Genomic DNA, 21,613 nt, shown 5'->3' on the forward strand with positions numbered 1-21,613 from the left:
GCTTACTCCGCCGCCGCCGTTTGGCCGGGCGCCGCCTCGTCCTTCATTTCAACGGCGGTGGATTTGCGGCGCGGGCGCAGCAGACGGCCCAGCCGGTCCATGTAGAGATAAACCACCGGCGTGGTGTAGAGCGTCAGGACTTGGCTGACCAGCAGGCCTCCGACGATGGCGATCCCCAGCGGGCGGCGCAGCTCCGACCCCGTGCCATGCTCCAGCGCCAGCGGCAGCGCGCCCAGCAAGGCCGCCATCGTCGTCATCATGATCGGGCGGAAGCGCAGAAGCGAGGCTTCGTAGATCGAGCGTTCCGGGGGCAGCCCGTGATGACGTTCGGCCTCCAGCGCGAAGTCGATCATCATGATGGCGTTCTTCTTGACGATGCCGATCAAAAGAACGATGCCGATCAAGGCGATCAGCGACAGATCATGGCCGGTCGCCATCAGCGCCAAAATCGCCCCGACCCCGGCGGACGGCAGGGTGGACAGGATGGTGATCGGGTGGATCGTGCTTTCGTACAGCACGCCCAGCACGATGTAGACGGCGACCACCGCCGCCAGGATCAGCCAGGGTTGGGTGTCGAGCGAAGACCGGAACTCGGCGGCGGTTCCGGCGAAGCGCGCGGTGGCGGTGTCGGGCATGCCGATGCTGGCGCGGGCCTGCTGGATCGCCGTCACCGCGTCGCCCAACGCCACGCCGGGGGCGACGTTGAAGGACAGGGTGACGGAGGGGAATTGCCCCTGGTGGGTGATGACCAGCGGCGCGGTGGTCCGCTGCACCGTCACCAGCCCGTCGAGCGGCACGACGCCGCCGCCGCTGGACTTCACATAGATTTTCGACAGCGAGGCCGGATCCATCTGAAAGGACGGCTCAACCTCCAGAATCACCCGGTATTGGTTGGTCTGGGTGTAGATGGTGGATACTTGGCGCTGGCCGAAGGCGTCATAGAGCGTGTCGTCGATGGTCTGCGGCAGCACATGCAGGCGCGACGCCGCGTCGCGGTCGATGGTCAGATAGACTTGCAGGCCATAGGGCTGCTGGTCGGTCGCCACGTCGGTCAGTTCGGGGCGGGCGCGCAGCGCCGCCAGCAGGCGCGGCGTCCAGTTGTTCAGTTCCTGCGGGTCGGCGTCCTGCAAGACATATTGGTACTGGGTGCGGCTGACCCGGCTGTCGATCTGGACGTCCTGCGCCGCCTGCATGAACAAGGAGATGCCTTGCGCGTCCGCCGTCGCCGCGCGCAGCCGGGCGATGATCTCGTCCGCCGAGGCGCCGCGCTGGTCGCGCGGCTTCAGGGCGATGGTCAGGCTTCCGGCGTTGGCGGTGGGGTTGACCGACCCGGCGCCGACGAAGCTCGCCACCGCCGCCACGTCGGGATCCTGCCGGACGATTTCCGCCACGGCGCGTTGCCGCTCGCTCATCGCCTTGACGGAGATGGAGGGGGCGGCGTCGGTCACGCCCAGGATGACGCCGGTGTCCTGCTGCGGCAGGAAGCCTTTCGGCACGACGTCGTACAGCCACAGCGTCGCCGCCAGCGTGGCGATGGTGACGGCCAGCGTCGTCGGTTGGTGGCGCAGGACAAAGCGCAGCGACGTGGCGTAACCGTTCAACAGCGCGTCGAACACCCGCTCGCTCCAGCGGAACAGGGCGTTTTGCGGCTCCGCGCTGTCCGGTTTCAGCAGCCGGGCGCACATCATCGGCGTCAGCGTCAGCGAGATGACCGCCGACACCAGGACGGCGATGGACAGGGTGATGGCGAATTCGCGGAACAGGCGGCCGACCACGCCGCTCATGAACAAAAGCGGGATGAAGACGGCGATCAGGGACAGGGTCAGCGACACCACGGTGAAGCCGATCTGCCGCGCGCCTTTCAGCGCCGCCTGCATCGGGTTTTCGCCCTCCTCAATGTGGCGGACGATGTTTTCGATCATGACGATGGCGTCGTCGACGACGAAGCCCGAGGCGATGGTCAGCGCCATCAGCGACAGATTGTCCAGGCTGAAGCCGCACAGGGCCATGATGCCGAAGGTGCCGATCAGCGACAGCGGCAGGGCGGCGGCGGGAATCAGCGTCGCCCACGCCTTGCGCAGAAAGACGAAGATGACCATCACCACCAGACCGGCGGTCAGCACCAGCGTTTTTTGCACGTCGGCGACCGAGGCGCGGATGGTTTCCGTCCGGTCGGTCAAGACCGCCATGGTGATTTGCGGCGGCAGGGAGGCTTGCAGGGCGGGCAGCAGGGCGCGGATGCGGTCCACCGTGTCGATGATGTTGGCGCCGGGCTGGCGCTGGACGCTCAGCAGCACCGCCGGTTTGCCGTCGTGCCAGGCGGCCAGTCGGGTGTTTTCCACCGAATCCACCACCGCGCCGATGTCGGACAGCCGCACCGGCCCGCCATTCTTGTAGGTGACGATGATCGGGCGGTAGGCGGCGGCGTTCTCGATCTGGTCGTTGACGCCGATGGACCAGCTTTGGCGCGGCCCGTCGAAGCTGCCCTTGGGGGCGTTCACGTTGGCCTGGGTGATGGTGGTCCGCACATCCTCCAACGTCAGGCCAAGGCCGGAAACCGCCGCCGGATTGACCTGGACCCGCACCGCCGGGCGCAAGCCGCCCTCGATCCCGACATAGCCGACGCCGTCCACCTGCGAGAGCTTTTGCGCCAGCAGCGTGTCGGCGGCGTCGCTGACGGTTTCCAGCCGCAAGCTGTCGGCGCTGAGCGCCAGAACCATGATGGGCGCGTCGGCGGGGTTCACCTTGTCATAGACTGGCGGGTTGGGCAGCCCCTTGGGCAGGCCGCCCGCCGCCGCGCTGATCGCCGATTGCACGTCTTGCGACGCCGCGTCGATGTTGCGCGACAGGGAGAATTGCAGGGTGATGGTGGAGAGGCCGAAGGAGCTGGTCGAGATCATCGAGGAGATCCCGGCGATCTGCCCCAATTGCCGCTCCAGCGGCGCGGTGACGGAGGAGGCGATGACCTCGGGCGCGGCGCCGGGCAATTGGGTGGTGACGCGCACGGTCGGGAAATCAACGGTCGGCAGCGAGGAAATCGGCAAGGCGCCGTAGCCGAGCAGCCCAAGCAGCACCACCGCCACCATCAAAAGGCCGGTGGCGACCGGGCGCAGGATGAAGGGGGCGGAGAGGTTCATGACGGCTCCCGCACGGGCCGGGGCGTCGCCGCGCCGGTGTCGGTCGGGGCGGCGCCGTCTGTTGGCGGACGGTTGCGGCGGGGCGCGTCGGGGTTGTTCGGGTCACGGGGGCTGCGTTCGCGCGGACGCTCGCCGCTCGCCAGCGGGGCGGCGGCGGGCGCGGCGGAGGAGGCGGGGGAGGCGGGGGAGGGCGGCGGGGCGGCGTCGCCGGTGGGTTGGCCTGGGGTTTGGCCGGGCGTTTGGCCGCGCGGGGGCGGATCGACCAGACGGATCTTCGATCCCGGTTGCAGGCGGTATTGCCCATCGACCACCACCCGCTCGCCGGGGGTCAGACCGTCGTCGATGATCGCCTTGCCCTCTTCAATGCGGGCGACCTTGATCGGTCGCTGCTCGACCGTCTGGTCGTCCTTGATGACGTAGGCGAAGGTTCCCTGCGGGCCACGCTGCACGACGGTGGACGCGACCGTGGTCGCCCCGCGCCGGATGGTGGAGAGCAGCCGGACATTGACGAAGCCGCCCGGCCACAGCCGTTGCGGGTCGTTCGGCAGCGTCGCCTTCAAACGGATGGTGCCGGTGCCGGTGTCGATCAGATTGTCGATCACCGCCAGCGTCCCGGCCCCCAGCACCGTTTTGCCTTGGCGGTCCAGCGCCTGGACGGGAACCTCGCCGCGCGTCTGGGCGTCGATGATGGCGGGCAGCAGCTTTTCCGGCAGGGTGAAGACGACGGCGATCGGTTGCACCTGGGTGATGGTGACAAGGCCGCTCTGGTCGCTCGACCGCACGATGTTGCCCTGGTCGAGGGAGCGCAGGCCGATCCGTCCGTTGATGGGCGCGGTGATGGTGGTGTAGTTCAGTTGCACCTGCACCGCGTCGATGGCGGCGTCGTCGGCGCGGATCTGCGCCTCATACTGGACGACCTGGGCGCGCTGGGTGTCCACCGTCTGTTTGGCGGCGAACTCGCGCAGGCTGAGATTGCGCTCCAGATCGCGCTTGGCGTTGGCGAGCTGAGCCTCGTCCTGCGCCTTTTTCGCCTGGGCTTGGGCCAGTTGGGCCTGAAGCGGGCGGGAATCAATGATCGCCAGCACGTCGCCCGCCTTGACCAACTGGCCTTCGCGCAGGTCGAGCCGCTGCAACTCGCCATCCACCCGCGCGCGCACCGTCACGCTGTTGAAGGCCTGCACGGTGCCGATGCCGTCGAACCAGATCGGCACGTCCTCGCGTGCCACGGTTCCGGCCTGCACCGCGATGGTGGAATTGCGCGACCCAGCGGCGCCGCCGGGCGGCCCCATGCCGGGCGGTCCCGGCGGCGGCCCACCCGCGCCGGAGCCGGAGGAGGTCGCCGGGTGCAGCAGCTTGTCCCGCACGGCGTAACCAACGCCGCCGACCAACCCCACGAGCACCATTCCGGTGATGACCGGCTTCCAACGCATACCCATGATGTCCTGACCGTCGCTCAGCGTCTCGTGATCCAGAGACCCTTGATACGGCTATCAACGGCGGAATCGTCGGTCGGTTTCGAGTTTTTTATTCTGGGGGCAGAATGGCGGGCGGCGGCGGGGGCGGCAACAGGGCGCTTGCCAGCCGGATGCCGACATCGTCGGGGCTGTTCTCGTCGCCGTTCAGGATCAAGATGATGGTTCGGTTCGCCTCCGGGAAGTGCCAGGATTCGCAACGGAAACCGGCCAAACGTCCGGGATGGCCGTATTTCTTGCCCCAATCGCTGTCTTCGACGGCGATTCCATACCCATAGCCGTCATCCGACTCGTCGCCCGCCCGATCCTCCAGCATCGTCGCCAGCGTTTCCGGTCGCAGCAGCAGGCCGGGGCGGCGGAACAGCGCGGTCATGAAGCGGTCGAGGTCGGCGGCGGTCGTCGTCACCGGCGCGTCGCCCAGCGGGCTGGAATAGGCGTAGAGGCTGGCGTCCACGCGCTCGGCCCCTTTCTTGGCGGCAGGGCGGTAGCCGTGGGCGAGGTTGGCCTCCGCGCGATTGGCCCCCAGCGTGGTCGCGGTCATCCCGGCGGGACGGAAGATGCGGGCGGCCAGCGAGTCGGCCAGCGGGCGGCCATCCAGCTTTTCGACGATGCGGCCCAGCAGGATGAAATTGGTGTTGGAATAGGCGAAGGAGCCGGGTTTCGTCGGGTCGCCGCAAGGGGCGCTGGTCAGTGCCTCCGCCGCCGTCCAATGGGGGTTGGGGTGGCGTGGGTTGGGCGTTTTGGCGTTGCGCAGGCAATCGGGAACGCCAGAGCGATGGCTGAGAAGATCGCCCACCGTCGCCGTGGCGATGTTGGGCAGCCGGGCCGCCCCCGGCAGGTCGATCAACGGCAAGACTGGACTGTCCAGCGCGATTTTCCCCTCTTGCACCAGTTGCAAGGCGGCGACCGCCGTCATCATCTTGCCGGTCGAGGCGACGTGAAAGCGGGTGTTGGGCGTCACCGGGCGGCGTTGCGCCCGTTCCGCCAGCCCGGCGGCGGCGATCTGCGGCGGGCCATCCGGCCCCGACAGCAGCAGGACGCCGCCCGGCGCGTCATAACGCCGCATCGTGGCGCTCAACGCCTCCTCAAGCTGGGCTTGCGGAACGATCTGCGCCCGCGCCGTGGTGGGCAGGCCGGTCAGGCCGACAAACCCGGTGGCCAGAACCGCCGCCAGCAACCGCTTGAAAATCCTTTGCGTTGGTGTGGTCATGGGGCGATTCCCAGGTCGTTTGTTGGGCTGCGGCGGCCCGCTCACCCCACCAAACCGGCGGCGAGGTTGACGCCCAGAGCCAGAACGGCGGTGTTGAACAGGAAGGACAGGGCGCCGTGAAGCAGCACGACCCGGCGCGCCGCCGCCGTGCGCGTCACCACGTCCGACACCTGCGCCGTCATGCCGATGGTGAAGCTGAAATAGAGGAATTCCAGATAGTCCGGCTGTTCGTTGCCGGGGAAATCCAAGTTTTTCGGCGTGTCCTGTTCGTCGCCATCCAGCCAGTAATCATGGGCGTAATGCTGGGCGAAAAAGACGTGCAAGAAGATCCAGGACAACAGCACGGTGACGGCGGCCAGCCCGGCGGCGGCCCCGGCGTGGGGCGAACCTTTGGCGGCGATCAACTCGACCCCGATGGCGACCAGAGACGCGGCGGCGACCAGCACGGCCCCGATCAAAACACCCCATTTCCCTGGATCAAGCACTTGGGCGCGGTGGCGGATCGACGCCACATTCGCCCGGAACATCAGCCGGGTGGACAGAAGGATGTAGAGAGCGACGCCAACGTCCCATCCGACCAGCCCGGCGGTGACGGGCCGCAGCCACAACAGCCCCGCCGCCCCGGTCAGCAGGGCGACTCCCAAGGCGGTCAACAGGGAAGGGCGGTTTCCCAGATGGCGCAGGCTGTGCCGCATCCGCCCTCCGCTGGGATCAGTTGGACGCGGGGTAAAGCGGCAGCAGGTTTTGCTGGCGTTGTTGGAACCGCACCAACTCCATCACGGTCAAGGGTTTGAAACCAAGCGCCCGGTTGGCGGCGGCGACCTCGAACATCAGGGATTGCTGCTGGAACAACACGGCGTAGGCGTCGGCCAGACGGAATTCGGGATCCCACATGTGGATGGCTTCGGCCCCGGCGCCATTCACCTCGATGATCTGGAACTCTTCGCCGCGCTGCAACTGTTCGACCGAGGCGAAACGGATGTCGAAACGCCCGAAATGGAAATTCGGCATCGTGTCGGCGATCTCATCGAAGCGCGCGGTCAGAGTCGCGGTCGCATGGGCGCCAGCGTCCTTGTACAGCCCGCCAACCCGGCTGCTGCCGACCAGCGACAGGCGGACGATCTCGCCCTCCGGCGGCACCTCGTCCAGCCGATTGGCCAGCGCCTCGTGATGCAGATCGGCCTTCCAGGAGGCGCGTGGATCCCGCGCGATCAACGCGCGCAAGTTTGAACGACCGTCACCCACAACATGCGGGAAGTAACGAAAGGTCATAGAAAAAATCCGGCCCGAGACTTCGCCCGGCATCCGCACATAAAACACCCCAGCTTCACCGGCATAGGGGATGTAGTCTTGCAGGATAACCCGGCAGTTCTCGGGGAATTCATTCAAATAACGCAGAAGATCGGGGACGTCCTGGACCAGGCGAACGCCTATGCCGCGCCAACCGATGTCCGGTTTGGCCACCAGCGGAAAAGACATCTGGCCGTCCGCGATCACCGTTTCCAGATCCGCGATGGTCAGGTTGGCCCGGTTGACCAGATCGCAGGACCCGGCCACCCAATGACGCGCCTCCGGCCCGATCAGGTCGATGCATTGGATCTTGGATTCGCCCAACAGCCCACCCGCCTCAATCGACGGATTCGCCGCCGTCGGCAGCGACAGGCTCCGATGACGAATTCCAAGGGCAAACCATTGAATGACTAAGGGAATGTAGAACAGCAACGTCGGAACGCGTTCGGCGTAGCCGATTGTTTTCGCTCCGGCGGGCACCACCGGCATGCCGGGCAGAGCGATGGCGTGCGGCGTCGGCATGCCTTTCAGCGCGTCGGGAAGATGCGGGGCGACGCTGCGGCTCAGCCGCGCCCAAACACCCGAGGCCACCCGGCGCACCGTCCGGGTGCGCAGGCCGACGATGGTCAACACGACAACGATGCCAATGGCTTGCATTTCAATGGCCGCCGCTTCCAGCGACGAGGTCATCAGCGTCAGCAAAAGCCAGACATGGATCGTCGCGGTGATGAGGGTGATGAGGATGAAACGGATGAACGGAACCTTCATGGCCCCACAGGCGAAATAGGTCGGAAACAGCACCCCCGGCACCAGCCGACACGTGACCAGCGCTGGCAACAGATTGTGCTCCAACGTCTTTCGGCAGCGCTCCAGCAACGGCCCTTCCGTGCGACGGCGCAGCCAGCCGACCCGCAGCGACAAAATCCCCAGACAATAGATCAGCAAATCCCCGGCGATGATTCCGCCCAGCAAAGCAAAGGCGGCGACGCCAATGTTGAGGGTGCCGACGCTGATAAGACTCGCGCCCGCCGCGATGGCCACGTCCTCGTGAAGCAGCGTCAACAAGGCGAGTCCAAACAACAGAGGGAGATCGGAAAACGCTGTTATTGGTTGCAGTGCGGCAAACACGGGGCTGGCGGTCCGTCTGAGTGGGCATCCGACTGAGGATATTGGGGCAAAATTACATAAGATTCGGTAAGCTTCACGTTAAAAGTTTTTTGGAACTCTGTGTCACTGGCAATTCGCCCTCCAAGCTATACAAATTCCTTATACCATGGATCGCAATTATGTGTTTGTGAATATGTCGTGAACGCGGCAGAGTGCCAGTCAAGAACCAAGCCCAACACACAAGTTCAACGAACCCAGCCCCTAACGCAGGAGACGCACCGTGAAGAGCATGCAGTGGGAGGATCCCTTCCTTCTCGACGCCCAATTGTCCGAGGACGAGAAGCTGATCCGCGACAGCGCTCGCGCCTACTGCCAGGACAAGCTGCAACCGCGCGTGATCTCCGCCTTCCGCGAAGAGCGGTTTGACCGCGAGATCATGTCGGAAATGGGCGCGTTGGGGCTGTTGGGGCCGACGATCCCCGAGGAATATGGCGGGCCGGGCGTCAACCACGTCGCCTATGGTCTGGTCTCCCGCGAGGTTGAGCGGGTGGACAGCGGCTATCGCTCCGCCATGTCGGTGCAATCCTCGCTGGTGATGCACCCGATCTTCGCCTATGGCAACGAAGAGCAGAAGAAGAAGTGGCTGCCGCGTCTGGCCACCGGCGAACTGGTCGGCTGCTTCGGCCTGACCGAGCCGGATCATGGATCCGATCCCGGTGGCATGAAGACCCGCGCCACCAAGGTGGATGGCGGTTATCTGCTCAGCGGCTCCAAGATGTGGATCACCAACTCGCCGATCAGCGATCTGGCGGTCGTCTGGGCCAAGTCGGACGCCCATGACAACAAGATCAAGGGCTTCGTGGTCGAGCGCGGGACCAAGGGCTTCTCGACTCCGAAGATCGAAGGCAAGCTGTCGCTGCGCTCCTCGGTGACGGGCGAAATCGTCCTGGACGAAGCCTTCGTGCCCGAAGAAAACCTGCTGCCGAACGTCGCCGGTCTCGGCGGGCCGTTCGGCTGTCTGAACAAGGCGCGCTACGGCATCGCCTGGGGCGTTCTGGGCGCCGCCGAATTCTGCTGGCACGCCGCCCGGCAATACACGCTGGACCGCAAGCAGTTCGGCCGTCCGCTCGCCGCCAACCAGCTCATCCAGAAGAAGCTGGCCGACATGCAGACGGAAATCGCGCTGGGCCTGCAAGCCTGCCTGCGCGCTGGCCGCATGATGGATGATGGAAGCTGGTCGCCGGAAATCATCTCGCTCATCAAGCGCAACAATTGCGGCAAGGCGCTGGACATCGCCCGCGTCGCCCGCGACATGCACGGCGGCAACGGCATCTCCGACGAGTTCCAGGTGATCCGTCACATGGTCAATCTGGAAACCGTCAACACCTACGAAGGCACCCATGACGTCCACGCCCTGATCCTGGGCCGGGCGCAGACGGGCATTCAAGCCTTCTGCTGACGTTTGTGACGGGCGGGGGCGCAATGCCCCCGCCTTTTTTACGCCACCCGCGCGTCCGCGTTGGCCTGATCGCGCACTTCGCTCAGGAAACGCTCGACTTCGGCGGCCAGGGTGCGGGTTTGATCGGACAGGCCGCGCGCGGCGGTCAGAACCGATCCCGCCGTGGTTCCGGCGCTGTCGGCGGTGTGGGCCAGCGACGCGATGGTCGCCGACACCCCTTGGGTTCCCAACGCCGCCATCTCCACCGCGCGGGCGATTTCCTGCGTGGCGGAGTTCTGTTCGCGCACCGACTGGGTGATGTCCCCGGCGATGCTGTCGATCTCGGTGATCGTCTTGCCGATGGAGCCGATGGCGTCCGCCGCCTCGCGCGTCACAGCCTGCATGGCGTTGACCTGAGCCGAAATTTCGTCGGTGGCCTTGGCGGTCTGATCGGCCAGCCCCTTCACCTCGGTCGCCACCACGGCGAAGCCCTTTCCGGCCTCCCCGGCGCGGGCGGCCTCGATGGTGGCGTTCAGCGCCAGCAGATTGGTTTGCTTGGCGATGGCGTGAATCAAGCCGACGACCTGCCCGATCCGCTCGGCGTTGCTCATCAATCCCTGCACCGTCGCGTTGGTGCGGTCGGCGTGCGACACCGCTTCGCTGGCGATGCGGGCGGAATGGCTGACCTGATCGGTGATGCCGCCGATGGAACTGGCGAGTTCGGTGGCGGCGGCGGCGGCGGAGCGCACGTTCGACTGGATGTCGTCGGATTCCCGCGCGACGTTCTTCGATTGCCCCGACGCTTGGTCGGCGACGCTGGCCATTTGTCCGGCGCTGTCGGCCATCCCGGCGGCGGACGCCGCGATGCCCTCGACCAACCGGATGACGGTGCGTTGGAAACGGTCGGCCATGCCGATCAGGGCGACGCGCTTGGCCTCTTCGGCCTTGGCGTCGGAGGCCGCCTGTTCGGCGTGCATCCGTCCGATGGCTTGGGCGTTGTCGCGGAAGACGGTGACGGATCCGGCCATCGCGCCGATTTCGTCGCGGCGGTCGGCCCCCGGCACCGAGACGTTGATGTCGCCGTCGGCCAGATCGGCCATCGCCCCGGCCATCCCGCGCAGCGGCTTGATGACCATACGGCTGAGCAGCAAATTCAACAGGCCGATTTGCACCACCAGGGCGATGAGGCAAATGGCGATCTGGTTGCGCATCTGGTTGAGGATGGCGTCGATCTGCTGTTCCAGGCTCCAGGCTATTTGCAGGGCGCCGACCAGCCGGTTGCTTTTTCCGGTGACGACCGGCACGGTGATGACGATGTGCCCCTTGGCGGAGCGGGCCTGCGCGCCCTTGCCCGCCAGAACGGCGTCGATCAGGTCCTTGTCTTCGGCCAAATCATAGGTTGCGAAACGCGGGTTGGTGAACTCGGCCAACACGCCGCTGGGGGCGACGGCGCGCAAGGTGGTGAGTTGCACCTCGTTGCTGTTGGCCAGCGGCATGAATTCCGTCTCGATGGACGCGCCGTCGCTGGCGACGAAGCTGGTTTTGGTGGCGTTGGCCAGCATGTCGGTTTTCACGCGGGCTTCGTGGGTGGCCAACCGCACGGTGTCGTCATACTGCATGGAGGCTTGCAACCCCATGATGACGATGAAACCGCCGACGATGGCCGCGACAAAGGCCGCCGTCACTTTCCGTCCAATGGTCCAGAAATGGCGCGGTTTCGCGCCGACCGCCACCCTGTCGCCCGCTGCCCCTTTGTCCGCTGCCATAGTCACGGTCCCTCTCGTGCGGATAAAGCCGGACGCCGACCCGCGCGGCGTCCATGCATGTGTCAGTGTTTCCCTCGGCTGAATTGCCGAGTGGACACTGTTGTTTGCGGAAAAATGACGGATTTATTACAAAATGCCGAAGTATGATATCGCTGAAACGCGCACAGATCCATTGGGTTTTTCTCTGAAACGCTGTTTTTGATGCGACTTCAGAGTATCAGCCAAAGATTTCGGCAGTCTCGTGGATGGAGACAGGACGCCGTTGTTTTAAAATGATCGGATTTTCTTGGGATTGGCAACCGCCGGATGAGTGCCCGGCGGTCGCCAATTGCGTTTGCTCAAAGCGTCATCATGGCGCCGTCAAAACAATCACCCACGCGGCGGGACACGCTCCCGCCAATGCAGCGGTCCAGCCGCTTCATAGATCCACGGATACTGGTTGACCATTTTGCGAGCGATGGCCATTCGGTAGGTGGTTGCGGTTATGGCGGCGATGGCGGCGGTGTGGACGATGAAGCCCCAGGGGGCGAGCAGGGTTTCGCCCGCCAGGCCCCAGGCGAGGAAGCGGTCGCCGACCCCCAGCAGGAGGGAATAGGCCCAGACCGCCGAGATCGGCTTCCAGCCTTCGGCCAGGGTTTGGCCGGTCAGCACGCCGAAGCCGCCGAAGACCAGGATCGTCAAAAAGACGAACACCGACAGCGACGATCCCAAAACAGCGTCCATCTCAGTGTCCCCCTTCCAGATAGGCCGCGCGGACCTCCGGGTCGGCCAGCAGCGCCGCGCCCGACCCCGTCATCGTGATCTTGCCGTTCACCATCACATAGCCGCGATGGGCCAGCTTCAACGCGTGGAAGGCGTTTTGCTCGACCATGAAGACCGTCATCTTCTGCTCGCGGTTGATCTCTTTGATGACCGAGAAGATTTGTTTGACGATCAGCGGGGCCAGACCCAGCGACGGCTCGTCCAGCAGCAGCAGGCGCGGTTGGCTCATCAGCGCCCGGCCGATGGCCAGCATCTGCTGCTCGCCGCCCGACATGGTGCCCGCCCGCTGGGCGATGCGTTCCTTCAGGCGGGGGAACAGGGTCAGCACCCGCTCCAACTCGCGGTCGAAGCTGCCCGGTTGGGCGACGATGGACCCCATTTGCAGGTTTTCCAGCACGCTCATGCGCGGGAAAATCCGTCGGCCTTCCGGGCTTTGCGCGATGCCGCGCCGCACGATCTCGTGGGTCGGCAGGTCGGTGATGTCCTCGCCCTCGAAATGCACGCGGCCCTGGCGGGCGCGCGGGCTGCCGCACAGCGTCATCAGCAGGGTGGATTTCCCCGCCCCGTTGGCGCCGATCAACGAGACGATCTCGCCCGCGTTGATCTCGATGTCGATGCCCTTCAAGGCTTCAATCGCGCCGTAGAAGGTGTGGACGCCCGACACCTTAAGCATGGGTTCGCTCATGGCTTCAGGCCCCCTTCTGCGCGGCGGGAGCCGAAACGCTGAGATCGGCGGCGATCTCCGGCGGCAGGTCGGCGTCTTCGTCCTCGCCCAGATAGGCGCGGATCACCGCCGGGTCGTTCTTCACCGAATTCGGGTCGCCGTCGGAAATCTTCCGACCGTAATCCAGCACCACCACATGGTCGGAAATGCGCATCACCACGCTCATGTCATGCTCGATCAGCAGCACGCCGGTTTGCCGCCCGTTCGGGTTGCGGGCGTCGCGGATGAAGGTCAGGATTTCGGCCAGATCGCCCGATTCGCGCGGGTTCAGGCCCGCCGCCGGTTCGTCCAGGCACAGCAGCACCGGCTCCGTGCACATGGCGCGCGCGATCTCCAAACGGCGTTGCGCGCCATAGGGCAGATTGCCCGCCTCCCAATCGGCGAATTCGGTCAGCTTCACCCGGTCCAGCCAATATTTGGCCAGCTCCAGCGCCTCATTTTCCGCCGCCCGGTAGGTCGGCAGCCCCAGCAACCCGGCGATGGCGAAGCCCGAGGCCCGCATCAGCTTGTTGTGCTGGGCGACGATCAGGTTTTCCAGAACGCTCATGCCGCCGAACAGGCGGATGTTCTGGAAGGTGCGGGCCACGCCCGCCTGTTGGGCGATGCGGTAGCCCGGCATCCGTTCCAGCAGGAATTCCTTGCCGTCGGAATGGCGCAGCGTCAACCGCCCCACGGTGGGGGTGTAAAAGCCGGTGACGCAGTTGAACAGCGTCGTCTTGCCGGCCCCGTTCGGGCCGATCAGCGCGGTGATCTCGCCCGCCCGCGCCACAAAGGACACGTCGTTGTTGGCCACCAGACCGCCAAAGCGCATGGTCAGATGCTCAACGCTCAGCAAAGGCTTGTCGTCCGTCATTGCGGTGCTCGTCACGGCGCTCATCGGGCGGCCCCCCCGGTGGCGGGCTTCTTGCCGCCGTGCAAGAGAATGGTCGGGTCACGGTGGGCCAGCAGGCCGCGCGGACGCCACAGCATAATCACCACCATGCCCATGCCGAAGGCCAGCATGCGGTAATCGGCCAATTCGCGGAAGGCTTCGGGCAGGCCGATGACCAGCAGCGTCGCCACGACGACGCCCGCCTGGCTGCCCATGCCGCCCAGCACGACGATGGCCAGAATGATCGCCGATTCGATGAAGGTGAAGCTTTCCGGGCTGATGAAGCCCTGGCGGGTGGCGAAGAAGGACCCGGCGAAGCCGCCGAACATCGCGGCGATGGCGAAGGCCGCCAGCTTCATGTTGGTGCGGTTGATGCCCAACGAGGCGCTGGCGATCTCATCCTCGCGCAGGGCTTCCCAGGCGCGGCCCAGCGGCAGCTTGCGGATGCGCAGGGTGAAGAGGTTGACGGCCAGGGCCAGGGCCAGGATCAGGTAATACATGAAGACGATGCGGTGCAGCGGCGAGAATTCCAGGCCGAACAGCTCGTGGAAGGCCGCCATCCCCTCCGCCGGGGTGCGCGAGAATTCGGCGAGGCCGAAGAAGCTCGGGCGCGGAATGCCGGAAATGCCGTTGGGGCCGCCGGTGAACTGGTACCAATTGACCAGGATGATGCGGACGATCTCGCCAAAGCCCAAGGTCACGATGGCGAAGTAATCGCCGCGCAGCCGCAGCACCGGAAAGCCCAGCAACACGCCCGAAAAAGCGGCCAGCAACCCGGCCAACGGCAGACACACCCAGAAGCTCAAACCGAAATAATGGGCCAGAAGCGCGTAAGAGTAAGCGCCGACGGCGTAAAAGGCGACATAGCCCAAATCCAGCAGACCGGCCAGACCGACGACGATGTTCAACCCCCAACCCAGCATGATGTAGGTCAGCAGCAGAATGCCAATGTCCAGCAACTGGCGGTCGGCGAGCGGCGTCATCGGCAACAGGACGGCGCCGATGAAGGCGACCGGGGCGATGTATTTGGTGGCGTGCTGCACCTGGGCGGCGACGCGGTCCATCTTGCGGTCGCGCTCGGCCAGCGTCAGCTTGGAGCGGTGGGTGGTGACGGCGAAGGCGGCGCGGAGCGCGATGATCCCGCCGCCCGCGACCAGCACCAGACGCAGCACCTGCGTCGGCAGCGGGATGGCCAGACCGACGGCGGCGGCGGCCAGCGCCAAAAACAGCACCGGCAGCGCCAGACCCTGGCCGATCAGGCCCAGGCCCAAGCGGCCGAAGAAGACCAGCAGGACCGAAGCGACGACCTCCTCGGGCCGGGCTTCGATGCCAAGCCCGGTCGGGCGGTCGATGGTGCGCAAACCGACCAGCGGAACGGTCAGCAGCAGGGCGACGAAGGCGGCGAAGCCCGCGTCGCGCAGGCTGCCCGACCAGTCGACGGCCTTGGCGGCGACATGTGGAGCGCCAGCGGCGTGAGACGGCATGGTCATGGCCTTACACCTTCTCGATTTCCGGCCGACCCAGCAGGCCGGTCGGACGGAAGATCAACACGAGGACGAGCAGGGTGAAGGTGGCGACGTCCTTCCATTCGGAACCGACATAGCCCGACCAGAAGGATTCGATCAGCCCGATCACCACCCCGCCCAGCATGGCCCCGGGCAACGACCCGACCCCGCCCAGAACGGCGGCGGTGAAGCTCTTCACGCCCGCCAGGAAACCGATGTAAAAGTCGATCACGCCATAGATCAACAGCACCATCATGCCCGCCACGGCGGCCAACGCCGCGCCCATGACGAAGGTCAGCGAAATGATGCGGTCGACGTTGACGCCCAGCAGACCGGCCATCTTCTTGTCCTGCTCGCAGGCGCGCTGCGCCCGACCCAGCGAGGTCTTGTTGATGAGGATGGTGAAGCCGATCATCAGCGCCAGCGTCAGCACGATGGTCGCCAACCGCACATAGCTGACCGACACCGCGCCGTCCAGAATGGTCAAATTGCCCGGCAGGATCGGCTGCAACGGCTTCGACCGCGCGCCCTGGAGGATCTGCATGTAATTTTGCAGAAAGATCGACATGCCGATCGCCGAAATCAGCGGGGCCAGACGCGGCGAGTTGCGCAAAGGCCGGTAGGCGATCCGCTCCACCGTCCACCCATACACGCTGGTGAACAGCATCGACGCCGCCAGCATCACCACCAGCGCCAACGGCACCCAGGTGATCCCCAACGCCCCCAGCGCCAGAAACGTGATCAACGCCACAAACGACCCGATCATGTAGATCTCGCCGTGCGCGAAATTGATCATCCCGATGATCCCGTAAACCATCGTGTAGCCAATCGCGATCAGACCATAAATGGCCCCTAGCGAAAGCCCGTTGATCAATTGCTGAAGAAAATATTCCATAAGGTCAGGCTCTCCCAATCTCCCAGACGACGTCTCCCAGACGACCGGCCTTCGTCGATGGCATGGAGTGATCGAAACGGCTGTCGCCGCCTAATCAATGGAACCGGCGTGTGTGGCGGCGAGGGGCCGGGGATGGATGAACGGGGGAGAACATCCAAACCCGAGGCAGGGGACGCTTGGCCCCCCGCCGCCGCACCCGGTTTTGACCGAAGCCCTGCCGAAGGATGGTCCGGCGGGGCTTGCGGTCAGCGACAGCGCTGCGCGCGCGGCAAGGCGCGCGGAGCCGTCGGTCGCCGGACGCTTGTCCGACCGACCGACGCGACCGCGCGGCGCGCGTGCAAAATGAGAGGAATCACGGTTGGCGCGGAAAGGGCGTTGGCCCCTCGTTCCCAGCCAGAAACACGGCAAAACACCATACCCACAGCTCCCCCTTACGCGGCGTGGCGACAAGGCCACGGCGTTCCCACCGGCCGTGATAGCCGGGCTGCGTCCGAACGATTCGACGACCAGAACGGGCGGCGTTTCCACCCGTTCTGGTCCAGTTGGCGTTACACGCCGAGCCTTACCCTGTTCAAAACTGTTCTTGATCTTTGGCCCCGGCACTTTGGCGCCGGTGGCGTATGCTGGCCCTATTCTTGTCACAAACAGGTAAAGCAAAGTGATCCGTGGACGCAACACTCTCTTTCCAACCCTCAAAAAAAACAACAATCCGACGGTTTGGCGCGATTGTTTCCGTTGAAAGTTTCTTGAAATAAGCGTGCAGCGATATTTTATTCAGTTTTGAGGTTTCAGTCCGCAAGCAGTGAATTCGGGTCCCGGAAGGGGTGTCCCAACGCCTCGGCGACCGCCGGATGCGTGATCGCGCCCGCATGGACGTTCAGGCCCGCGACCAGATGCGGATCCTCCGCCAGCGCCCGCTTCCAGCCCTTGACGGCCAGCGCCTGGGCGAAGGGCAGGGTGGCGTGATTCAGCGCCTCGGTCGAGGTGCGGGCGACCGCGCCCGGCATGTTGGCGACGCAGTAATGGAGAATGCCGTCAACGATGTAGATCGGATCCGAATGGGTGGTGGCGCAGCTGGTTTCAAAACAGCCGCCCTGATCGATGGCGACGTCAACCAGCACCGACCCCTTGCGCATGCGGGCCAACTGCGCGCGCTTGACCAGCTTTGGCGCGGCGGCGCCGACCACCAGAACGGCGCCGACCACCAGATCGGCTTCCGCCACCAGCTTGTCCAGCGCGTCGACCGAGGCGTAGACCGTCTTCAGGCGCGGCCCGAACAGATCGTCAAGCTGGGCCAGACGCGGCACGGAGCGGTCGGCGATGACGACGTCCGCCCCCAGCCCCAGCGCCATGCGGGCGGCGTTGGCGCCGACCACGCCGCCGCCGATCACCAGAACCTTGCCCGGCAGCACGCCCGGCACGCCGCCCAGCAGCACGCCCGATCCGCCGGCGCTTTTATGCAAAGCCACCGCGCCGACCTGGATGGCCATGCGCCCGGCGATTTCCGACATTGGCGCCAGCAGAGGCAGGCGGCCATTGCGGTCGGTGACGGTTTCATAGGCGATGGCGGTGCAGCCGCTCTCCATCAGCAGCCGCGCCTGTTCCGGGTCGGGGGCGAGGTGCAGATAGGTGAACAGCAGTTGGCCGGGGCGAAGCATGCGGCATTCCGCCGGTTGCGGCTCTTTCACCTTGACGATCATGTCGGCGCTGGCGAAAACCTGTTCGGCGGTCGCCGCGATTTCGGCCCCGGCGGCGCGGTAATCGTCATCGGAAAAGCCGATTTCGGCCCCGGCCCCCGTCTGGACCAGCACCGTCTGGCCGCTCGACGTCAATTCGCGAACCGATCCTGGCGTCAGGCCAACCCGGTATTCGTGATTCTTGATTTCTTTGGGAACGCCAACGCGCGTGACCATTCGGATCCTCCCAAAATGTCCAGAGCCAGACTGTTCCGGGCGCTAAAAACGTCAGCGAAGCGGATTGTCTTGATGGCCCTATCTTACGTCGGGGGAACGGGGAGGATCTCTGCAAAGCCTTGCATGATTCCACGATAATGCGATTGTGGGTTCGCATGAATCGCCAATTTTTCGTATAAACTTGCATGCACGCTCTCGACGCCCTCGATCACAAAATTCTCCGGCTTCTCCGCAAGGATGGCCGCATGAGCAACGCCAAGCTGGCGGCAGAGGTTGGCCTGTCGCCGTCGGCCTGCCTGCGCCGTTTGCACATGCTGGAGCATTCCGGCGTCATCCGGGGCTACACCGCCATCGTCGAGACGGTGGACGAGGAAAAATCGGTGGTGGTGATCGTTCAGATCACGTTGGAACGGCAAACCGACGAGTATTTCCGCCGCTTCGACGCCGCCGTCCGCCGCTGCCCGGAGGTGCGGGAATGCTATCTGCTGTCGGGGAGTTCGGATTACTTCCTGCGGGTGGTGGCGCAGGATGGGGCGGATTATGAGCGGATCTTTCAGGATTCGCTGTCGCGCCTGCCCGGCGTCGTGCGCATCCAATCCAGCTTCACCATCCGCAGCGTGATTCGTCCCGGCATGGCGATGCCCGACGATTCGGGGGCCTGAACGTCCGGTCAAGGCGGCTGTGCCCGAAAAGAAACAGCGCGCGGCAAGGAGGTTTGCCGCGCGCTGTCCTGTTTTAAGAAGAGCTTTTGTCGTCAGGCGCGCGTCACGCCGGGGTGTCGGGGTGGACGCTGCTGATGAAACTCTTGAACTCGCGCGACAACAGGTCCGATTGCTGGGCCAGATCCTTGGAGGCCCGCAGCACTGTTTGCGCGGTCGAGCCGGTTTTTTCGGCGGCTTGCGAGACGGTGGTGATGGATTGCGTCACCTCCGCCGTGCCGCTGGCCGTCTGGTGGACCACATCGACGATTTCGGTGATCGACACGCGCTGATCGCTGACCGCGTGCATGATCTTGTCCACGGTGTCGTGGATCGAGGTGATCGTCCGCCCGGTGGTGCGGATGGCGTCGATGGCGCTGCTGGTCGCCGTCTGCATCTCGATGATCTGCTGCGAGATTTCTTCGGTCGCCTTGGCGGTCTGGTTGGCCAACCCCTTGACCTCGCTGGCCACGACGGCGAAGCCCTTGCCCGCTTCGCCCGCGCGCGCCGCCTCGATGGTGGCGTTGAGCGCCAACAGGTTGGTCTGCCCGGCGATGGCGCCGATGAGCTTCACCACTTCGCCGATCCGCTGGGCGGCGTTGGACAGGCCGGAAATCACCTCGTTCGTGCGCTCCACCTCGCGGACGCCGGCGGTGGCGATGTCGGCGGAGGAGGCCACGCGCTTTTCGATGGTGGTGACGGAGTTCAGCAGCATGTTCGCCGAATCGGTGACGCTCTGCATGTTGAGAGACGCCTGATTCGACGTGGACACGACCGCGACCACCTGTCGGCTGGTGTCCTCGGCGATGTGCAGCATGTTCGAGGCGTTGTTCTCCATCAACTGGGCCGAGGAGGAGACCGCGTTCACCACGCTCTGCACATTTTCCTGGAGCGTGTTGACCAGATGGACCAGCCGTTCGCGCTTCTGCCGCTCCTCTTCCGCCGCGCGCATCTTGCTGACCTGCTCGTCTTGAATGCGCAGCAGGTTGCCTTTGAAGACCTGGACAGCTTCGGCCATCTTGCCGATTTCGTCGCGCTGGTCGGCGCCGGGGATTTCGACCGTCACGTCGCCTTCGGCCAGCCGGGTCATCGCCTTGGTCATGCCGCTGACCATCCGGGCGATGAAGCGCGTGACGACAAGGCTGAGCAGCGTGCAGAGGACCAGAACAGCGGTGAGGCCGCCGATCATGGTGATCCGTGATTGCTCGGTGTCGGACAGGGATTCGGTGATCTGAGTGTCGAAGGACGATTCGATCTTGGTGCGGACGCCCTTGATGCCCGCGTTCAGGCTTTCAAACTCTTTGGCGACGTCGTTGAGCTTCAGCGTGCCGGTGCTCATGTCGATGTGAAGCAGACGGATCGTCTCACTCACATGGGACAGATACAGGTCGGTCGGCGTTATCAGCTTGCCGACGTCGGACGCGGCCCCGCCCTCCTGGGCCATGCCCTTCAGCATCGCGGAGACGCTTTCGCCGTCCTTGGTGATCTGGCCGGTCAAGCGCTTGATGTCGTCCGCCGGGAAATAATTCCCCTCCCAACTGGCGAGGAGGAAGAGGTTGCGTTGGACGTCCCCCAACCGCTGAACCACCTCATAGACGCGCTGGAGACGGGGCAGGCCCCGTTCATGAAGGTCAACGGCGACCTGCATCGCGTCCCGGCCCTGCTGCAAGCCAACAAACAGGATGGCGAACAGGGCCACCGTGTAGACCACGGGAGCGATCAGCAGCTTGATCCGCAGAGGAAGATGAGCCAACGCAGTCATAGACATTATTCGAACCCACCCTTTTATCCGGTAAAGAAAAAGTGGCGGCGGTCGGTTGGGCTTCCAGGATCAACCGCCGCCACTTCGAAATCAACAATCGCTGATTATTTTTCAGCCGATCTTACGAGTTCTTTTCTTTTTGAGCCTTGAGGAAGCTGGAGGCCGGAAGCTTCCAGGTTCCTTCCAACTCGATCAGCTTGCCGGTTTTGTGCCAATCCTTGACGACGCCGACCATGTACTCATGAAAGGCGGTTTCGCCCTTCTTGACGGCCAGCACCCACGGATCGTCGTTGCGCGACGGAAGCGGCAGTTCATAAGCCGCCCATTCCGGTTCCTGGAGCTTGCCCGCGAAGAAGGTGATGTCGAAGGCCATGCCGACGCATTTTCCGTCCTTCAGGCCGTTCAGCGCCTCGGTCGTGTCCTTGAAATTGACGATCTGCGCGCCGAACGCCGCCACATCGGCGTTGTAGAAGGCGCCCTGAACGCCGCAGACCTTCTTGTCCCGCAAATCTTCCCAGGCCGTCAGCTTCGGCGAGGCGTTCTTGGGCGCCAGAAGGCTTTGCGCGCTGGCGTAATAGGCCGGCTGCACCACCTCGACCGCTTCCGCCCGTTCCGGGCGGTAGGACATGGTGGCGATCATCAGGTCGATCTTGCCCTGTTGCAGGAACTGCATGCGGTTGGCGGACACCACCGGCACGATCTTCAGCTCCACGCCCAAACGCTTGGCGACGTCGCGCGCAAGGTCGATTTCGAAGCCCGCCGGTTCGCCCGACGCGTTGAGCGCGCCGAACGGAGCGAAGTCGGTCTTGTTGCCGACAACCAGTTGACCACGCTTCTTGACCTCGTCCAGGACGCCGTCGGCCTTGGCGGATCCGGCGAAGGAAGACCCCAAAAGGATGCCGGCCATGGCCACGGCTGCCCATTTCATCGTCATTGCGTCCTCCACATGAGTTGAAAGCGGGATGGGATGGCGACGCTGCGGTCCCAAAGCGGACCCGCCGACAGGACGAGGCGGACAAGCGGAACCGGCCTTACGCCGCTTGTCGTCCGGGTTGCTGTTGGC

Annotated in this window: 16 protein-coding genes; 2 read left to right on the forward strand and 14 right to left on the reverse strand. The window is 64.8% G+C overall.

The genetic code is table 11. The features are described from left to right. Positions 1–2: 2 nt before the first annotated feature. From D3877_RS20815 to D3877_RS20835, 5 genes are all read right to left on the reverse strand, one after another. The gene (locus D3877_RS20815) at positions 3–3,137 is read right to left on the reverse strand and encodes a multidrug efflux RND transporter permease subunit (protein ID WP_119832715.1); all 3,135 of its coding nucleotides are present in this window, start codon (positions 3,135–3,137) and stop codon (positions 3–5) included. Beyond that, positions 3,134–4,567, reverse strand: coding sequence for an efflux RND transporter periplasmic adaptor subunit (locus D3877_RS20820; protein ID WP_238475007.1), 1,434 nt, complete (start codon positions 4,565–4,567; stop codon positions 3,134–3,136). The genes D3877_RS20815 and D3877_RS20820 overlap by 4 nt, the downstream gene beginning before the upstream one ends. A 94-nt stretch (positions 4,568–4,661) precedes the next feature. Then, entirely contained in the window at positions 4,662–5,819 is a 1,158-nt protein-coding gene (locus D3877_RS20825) for a serine hydrolase domain-containing protein (RefSeq protein ID WP_119832717.1), read from the reverse strand. Positions 5,820–5,860: 41 nt separating this feature from the next. Next, the gene (locus D3877_RS20830) at positions 5,861–6,514 is read right to left on the reverse strand and encodes a DUF1345 domain-containing protein (RefSeq protein WP_119832718.1); all 654 of its coding nucleotides are present in this window, start codon (positions 6,512–6,514) and stop codon (positions 5,861–5,863) included. A gap of 16 nt (positions 6,515–6,530) precedes the next feature. Then, complete coding sequence (locus D3877_RS20835; protein ID WP_238475008.1) at positions 6,531–8,171, reverse strand: VTT domain-containing protein; 1,641 nt, start codon at positions 8,169–8,171, stop codon at positions 6,531–6,533. Positions 8,172–8,505: 334 nt separating this feature from the next. Here D3877_RS20835 and D3877_RS20840 point away from each other — a divergent pair, with 334 nt between their 5' ends. Beyond that, complete coding sequence (locus D3877_RS20840) at positions 8,506–9,675, forward strand: acyl-CoA dehydrogenase (RefSeq protein ID WP_119832719.1); 1,170 nt, start codon at positions 8,506–8,508, stop codon at positions 9,673–9,675. A gap of 38 nt (positions 9,676–9,713) precedes the next feature. On the opposite strand, the gene D3877_RS20845 is transcribed toward D3877_RS20840, so the two are convergent. From D3877_RS20845 to ald, 7 genes are all read right to left on the reverse strand, one after another. Further along, positions 9,714–11,420, reverse strand: a complete 1,707-nt coding sequence (locus tag D3877_RS20845; RefSeq protein ID WP_119832720.1) for a methyl-accepting chemotaxis protein — start codon at positions 11,418–11,420, stop codon at positions 9,714–9,716. A 369-nt stretch (positions 11,421–11,789) separates the two neighbouring features. Next, complete coding sequence (locus D3877_RS20850; RefSeq protein WP_119832721.1) at positions 11,790–12,143, reverse strand: DUF6867 family protein; 354 nt, start codon at positions 12,141–12,143, stop codon at positions 11,790–11,792. 1 nt (position 12,144) lies between these two features. Beyond that, positions 12,145–12,855 carry an ABC transporter ATP-binding protein gene (locus D3877_RS20855; RefSeq protein ID WP_119832442.1) on the reverse strand — a complete coding sequence of 237 codons (711 nt, stop codon included), beginning with the start codon at positions 12,853–12,855 and terminating at the stop codon, positions 12,145–12,147. Between the two features lie 16 nt (positions 12,856–12,871). Beyond that, complete coding sequence (locus D3877_RS20860) at positions 12,872–13,759, reverse strand: ABC transporter ATP-binding protein (protein ID WP_199720851.1); 888 nt, start codon at positions 13,757–13,759, stop codon at positions 12,872–12,874. A 20-nt stretch (positions 13,760–13,779) separates the two neighbouring features. After that, entirely contained in the window at positions 13,780–15,267 is a 1,488-nt protein-coding gene (gene livM / locus D3877_RS20865; protein ID WP_119832722.1) for a high-affinity branched-chain amino acid ABC transporter permease LivM, read from the reverse strand. 4 nt (positions 15,268–15,271) lie between these two features. Continuing rightward, a complete protein-coding gene (locus D3877_RS20870) occupies positions 15,272–16,177 on the reverse strand; it encodes an ABC transporter permease subunit (RefSeq protein ID WP_119831375.1) in 906 nt (301 codons plus the stop codon). A 788-nt stretch (positions 16,178–16,965) separates the two neighbouring features. Beyond that, on the reverse strand, positions 16,966–18,090 hold the full coding sequence (gene ald, locus D3877_RS20880) for an alanine dehydrogenase (RefSeq protein WP_119832724.1): 1,125 nt from the start codon (positions 18,088–18,090) through the stop codon (positions 16,966–16,968). 185 nt (positions 18,091–18,275) lie between these two features. On the opposite strand from ald, the gene D3877_RS20885 reads away from it, so the two are divergent. After that, positions 18,276–18,752, forward strand: a complete 477-nt coding sequence (locus D3877_RS20885; RefSeq protein ID WP_119832725.1) for an Lrp/AsnC family transcriptional regulator — start codon at positions 18,276–18,278, stop codon at positions 18,750–18,752. 103 nt (positions 18,753–18,855) lie between these two features. Here the strand turns inward: D3877_RS20885 and D3877_RS20890 are convergent, their stop codons facing one another. Next, on the reverse strand, positions 18,856–20,550 hold the full coding sequence (locus tag D3877_RS20890) for a methyl-accepting chemotaxis protein (protein ID WP_158599955.1): 1,695 nt from the start codon (positions 20,548–20,550) through the stop codon (positions 18,856–18,858). A 121-nt stretch (positions 20,551–20,671) separates the two neighbouring features. Continuing rightward, positions 20,672–21,457: a transporter substrate-binding domain-containing protein gene (locus D3877_RS20895; protein WP_158599956.1), complete on the reverse strand. Its 786-nt coding sequence runs from the start codon at positions 21,455–21,457 to the stop codon at positions 20,672–20,674. Positions 21,458–21,613 lie beyond the last annotated feature (156 nt).

The organism is Azospirillum cavernae (genome assembly GCF_003590795.1).
GTDB classification, from domain to species: domain Bacteria; phylum Pseudomonadota; class Alphaproteobacteria; order Azospirillales; family Azospirillaceae; genus Azospirillum; species Azospirillum cavernae.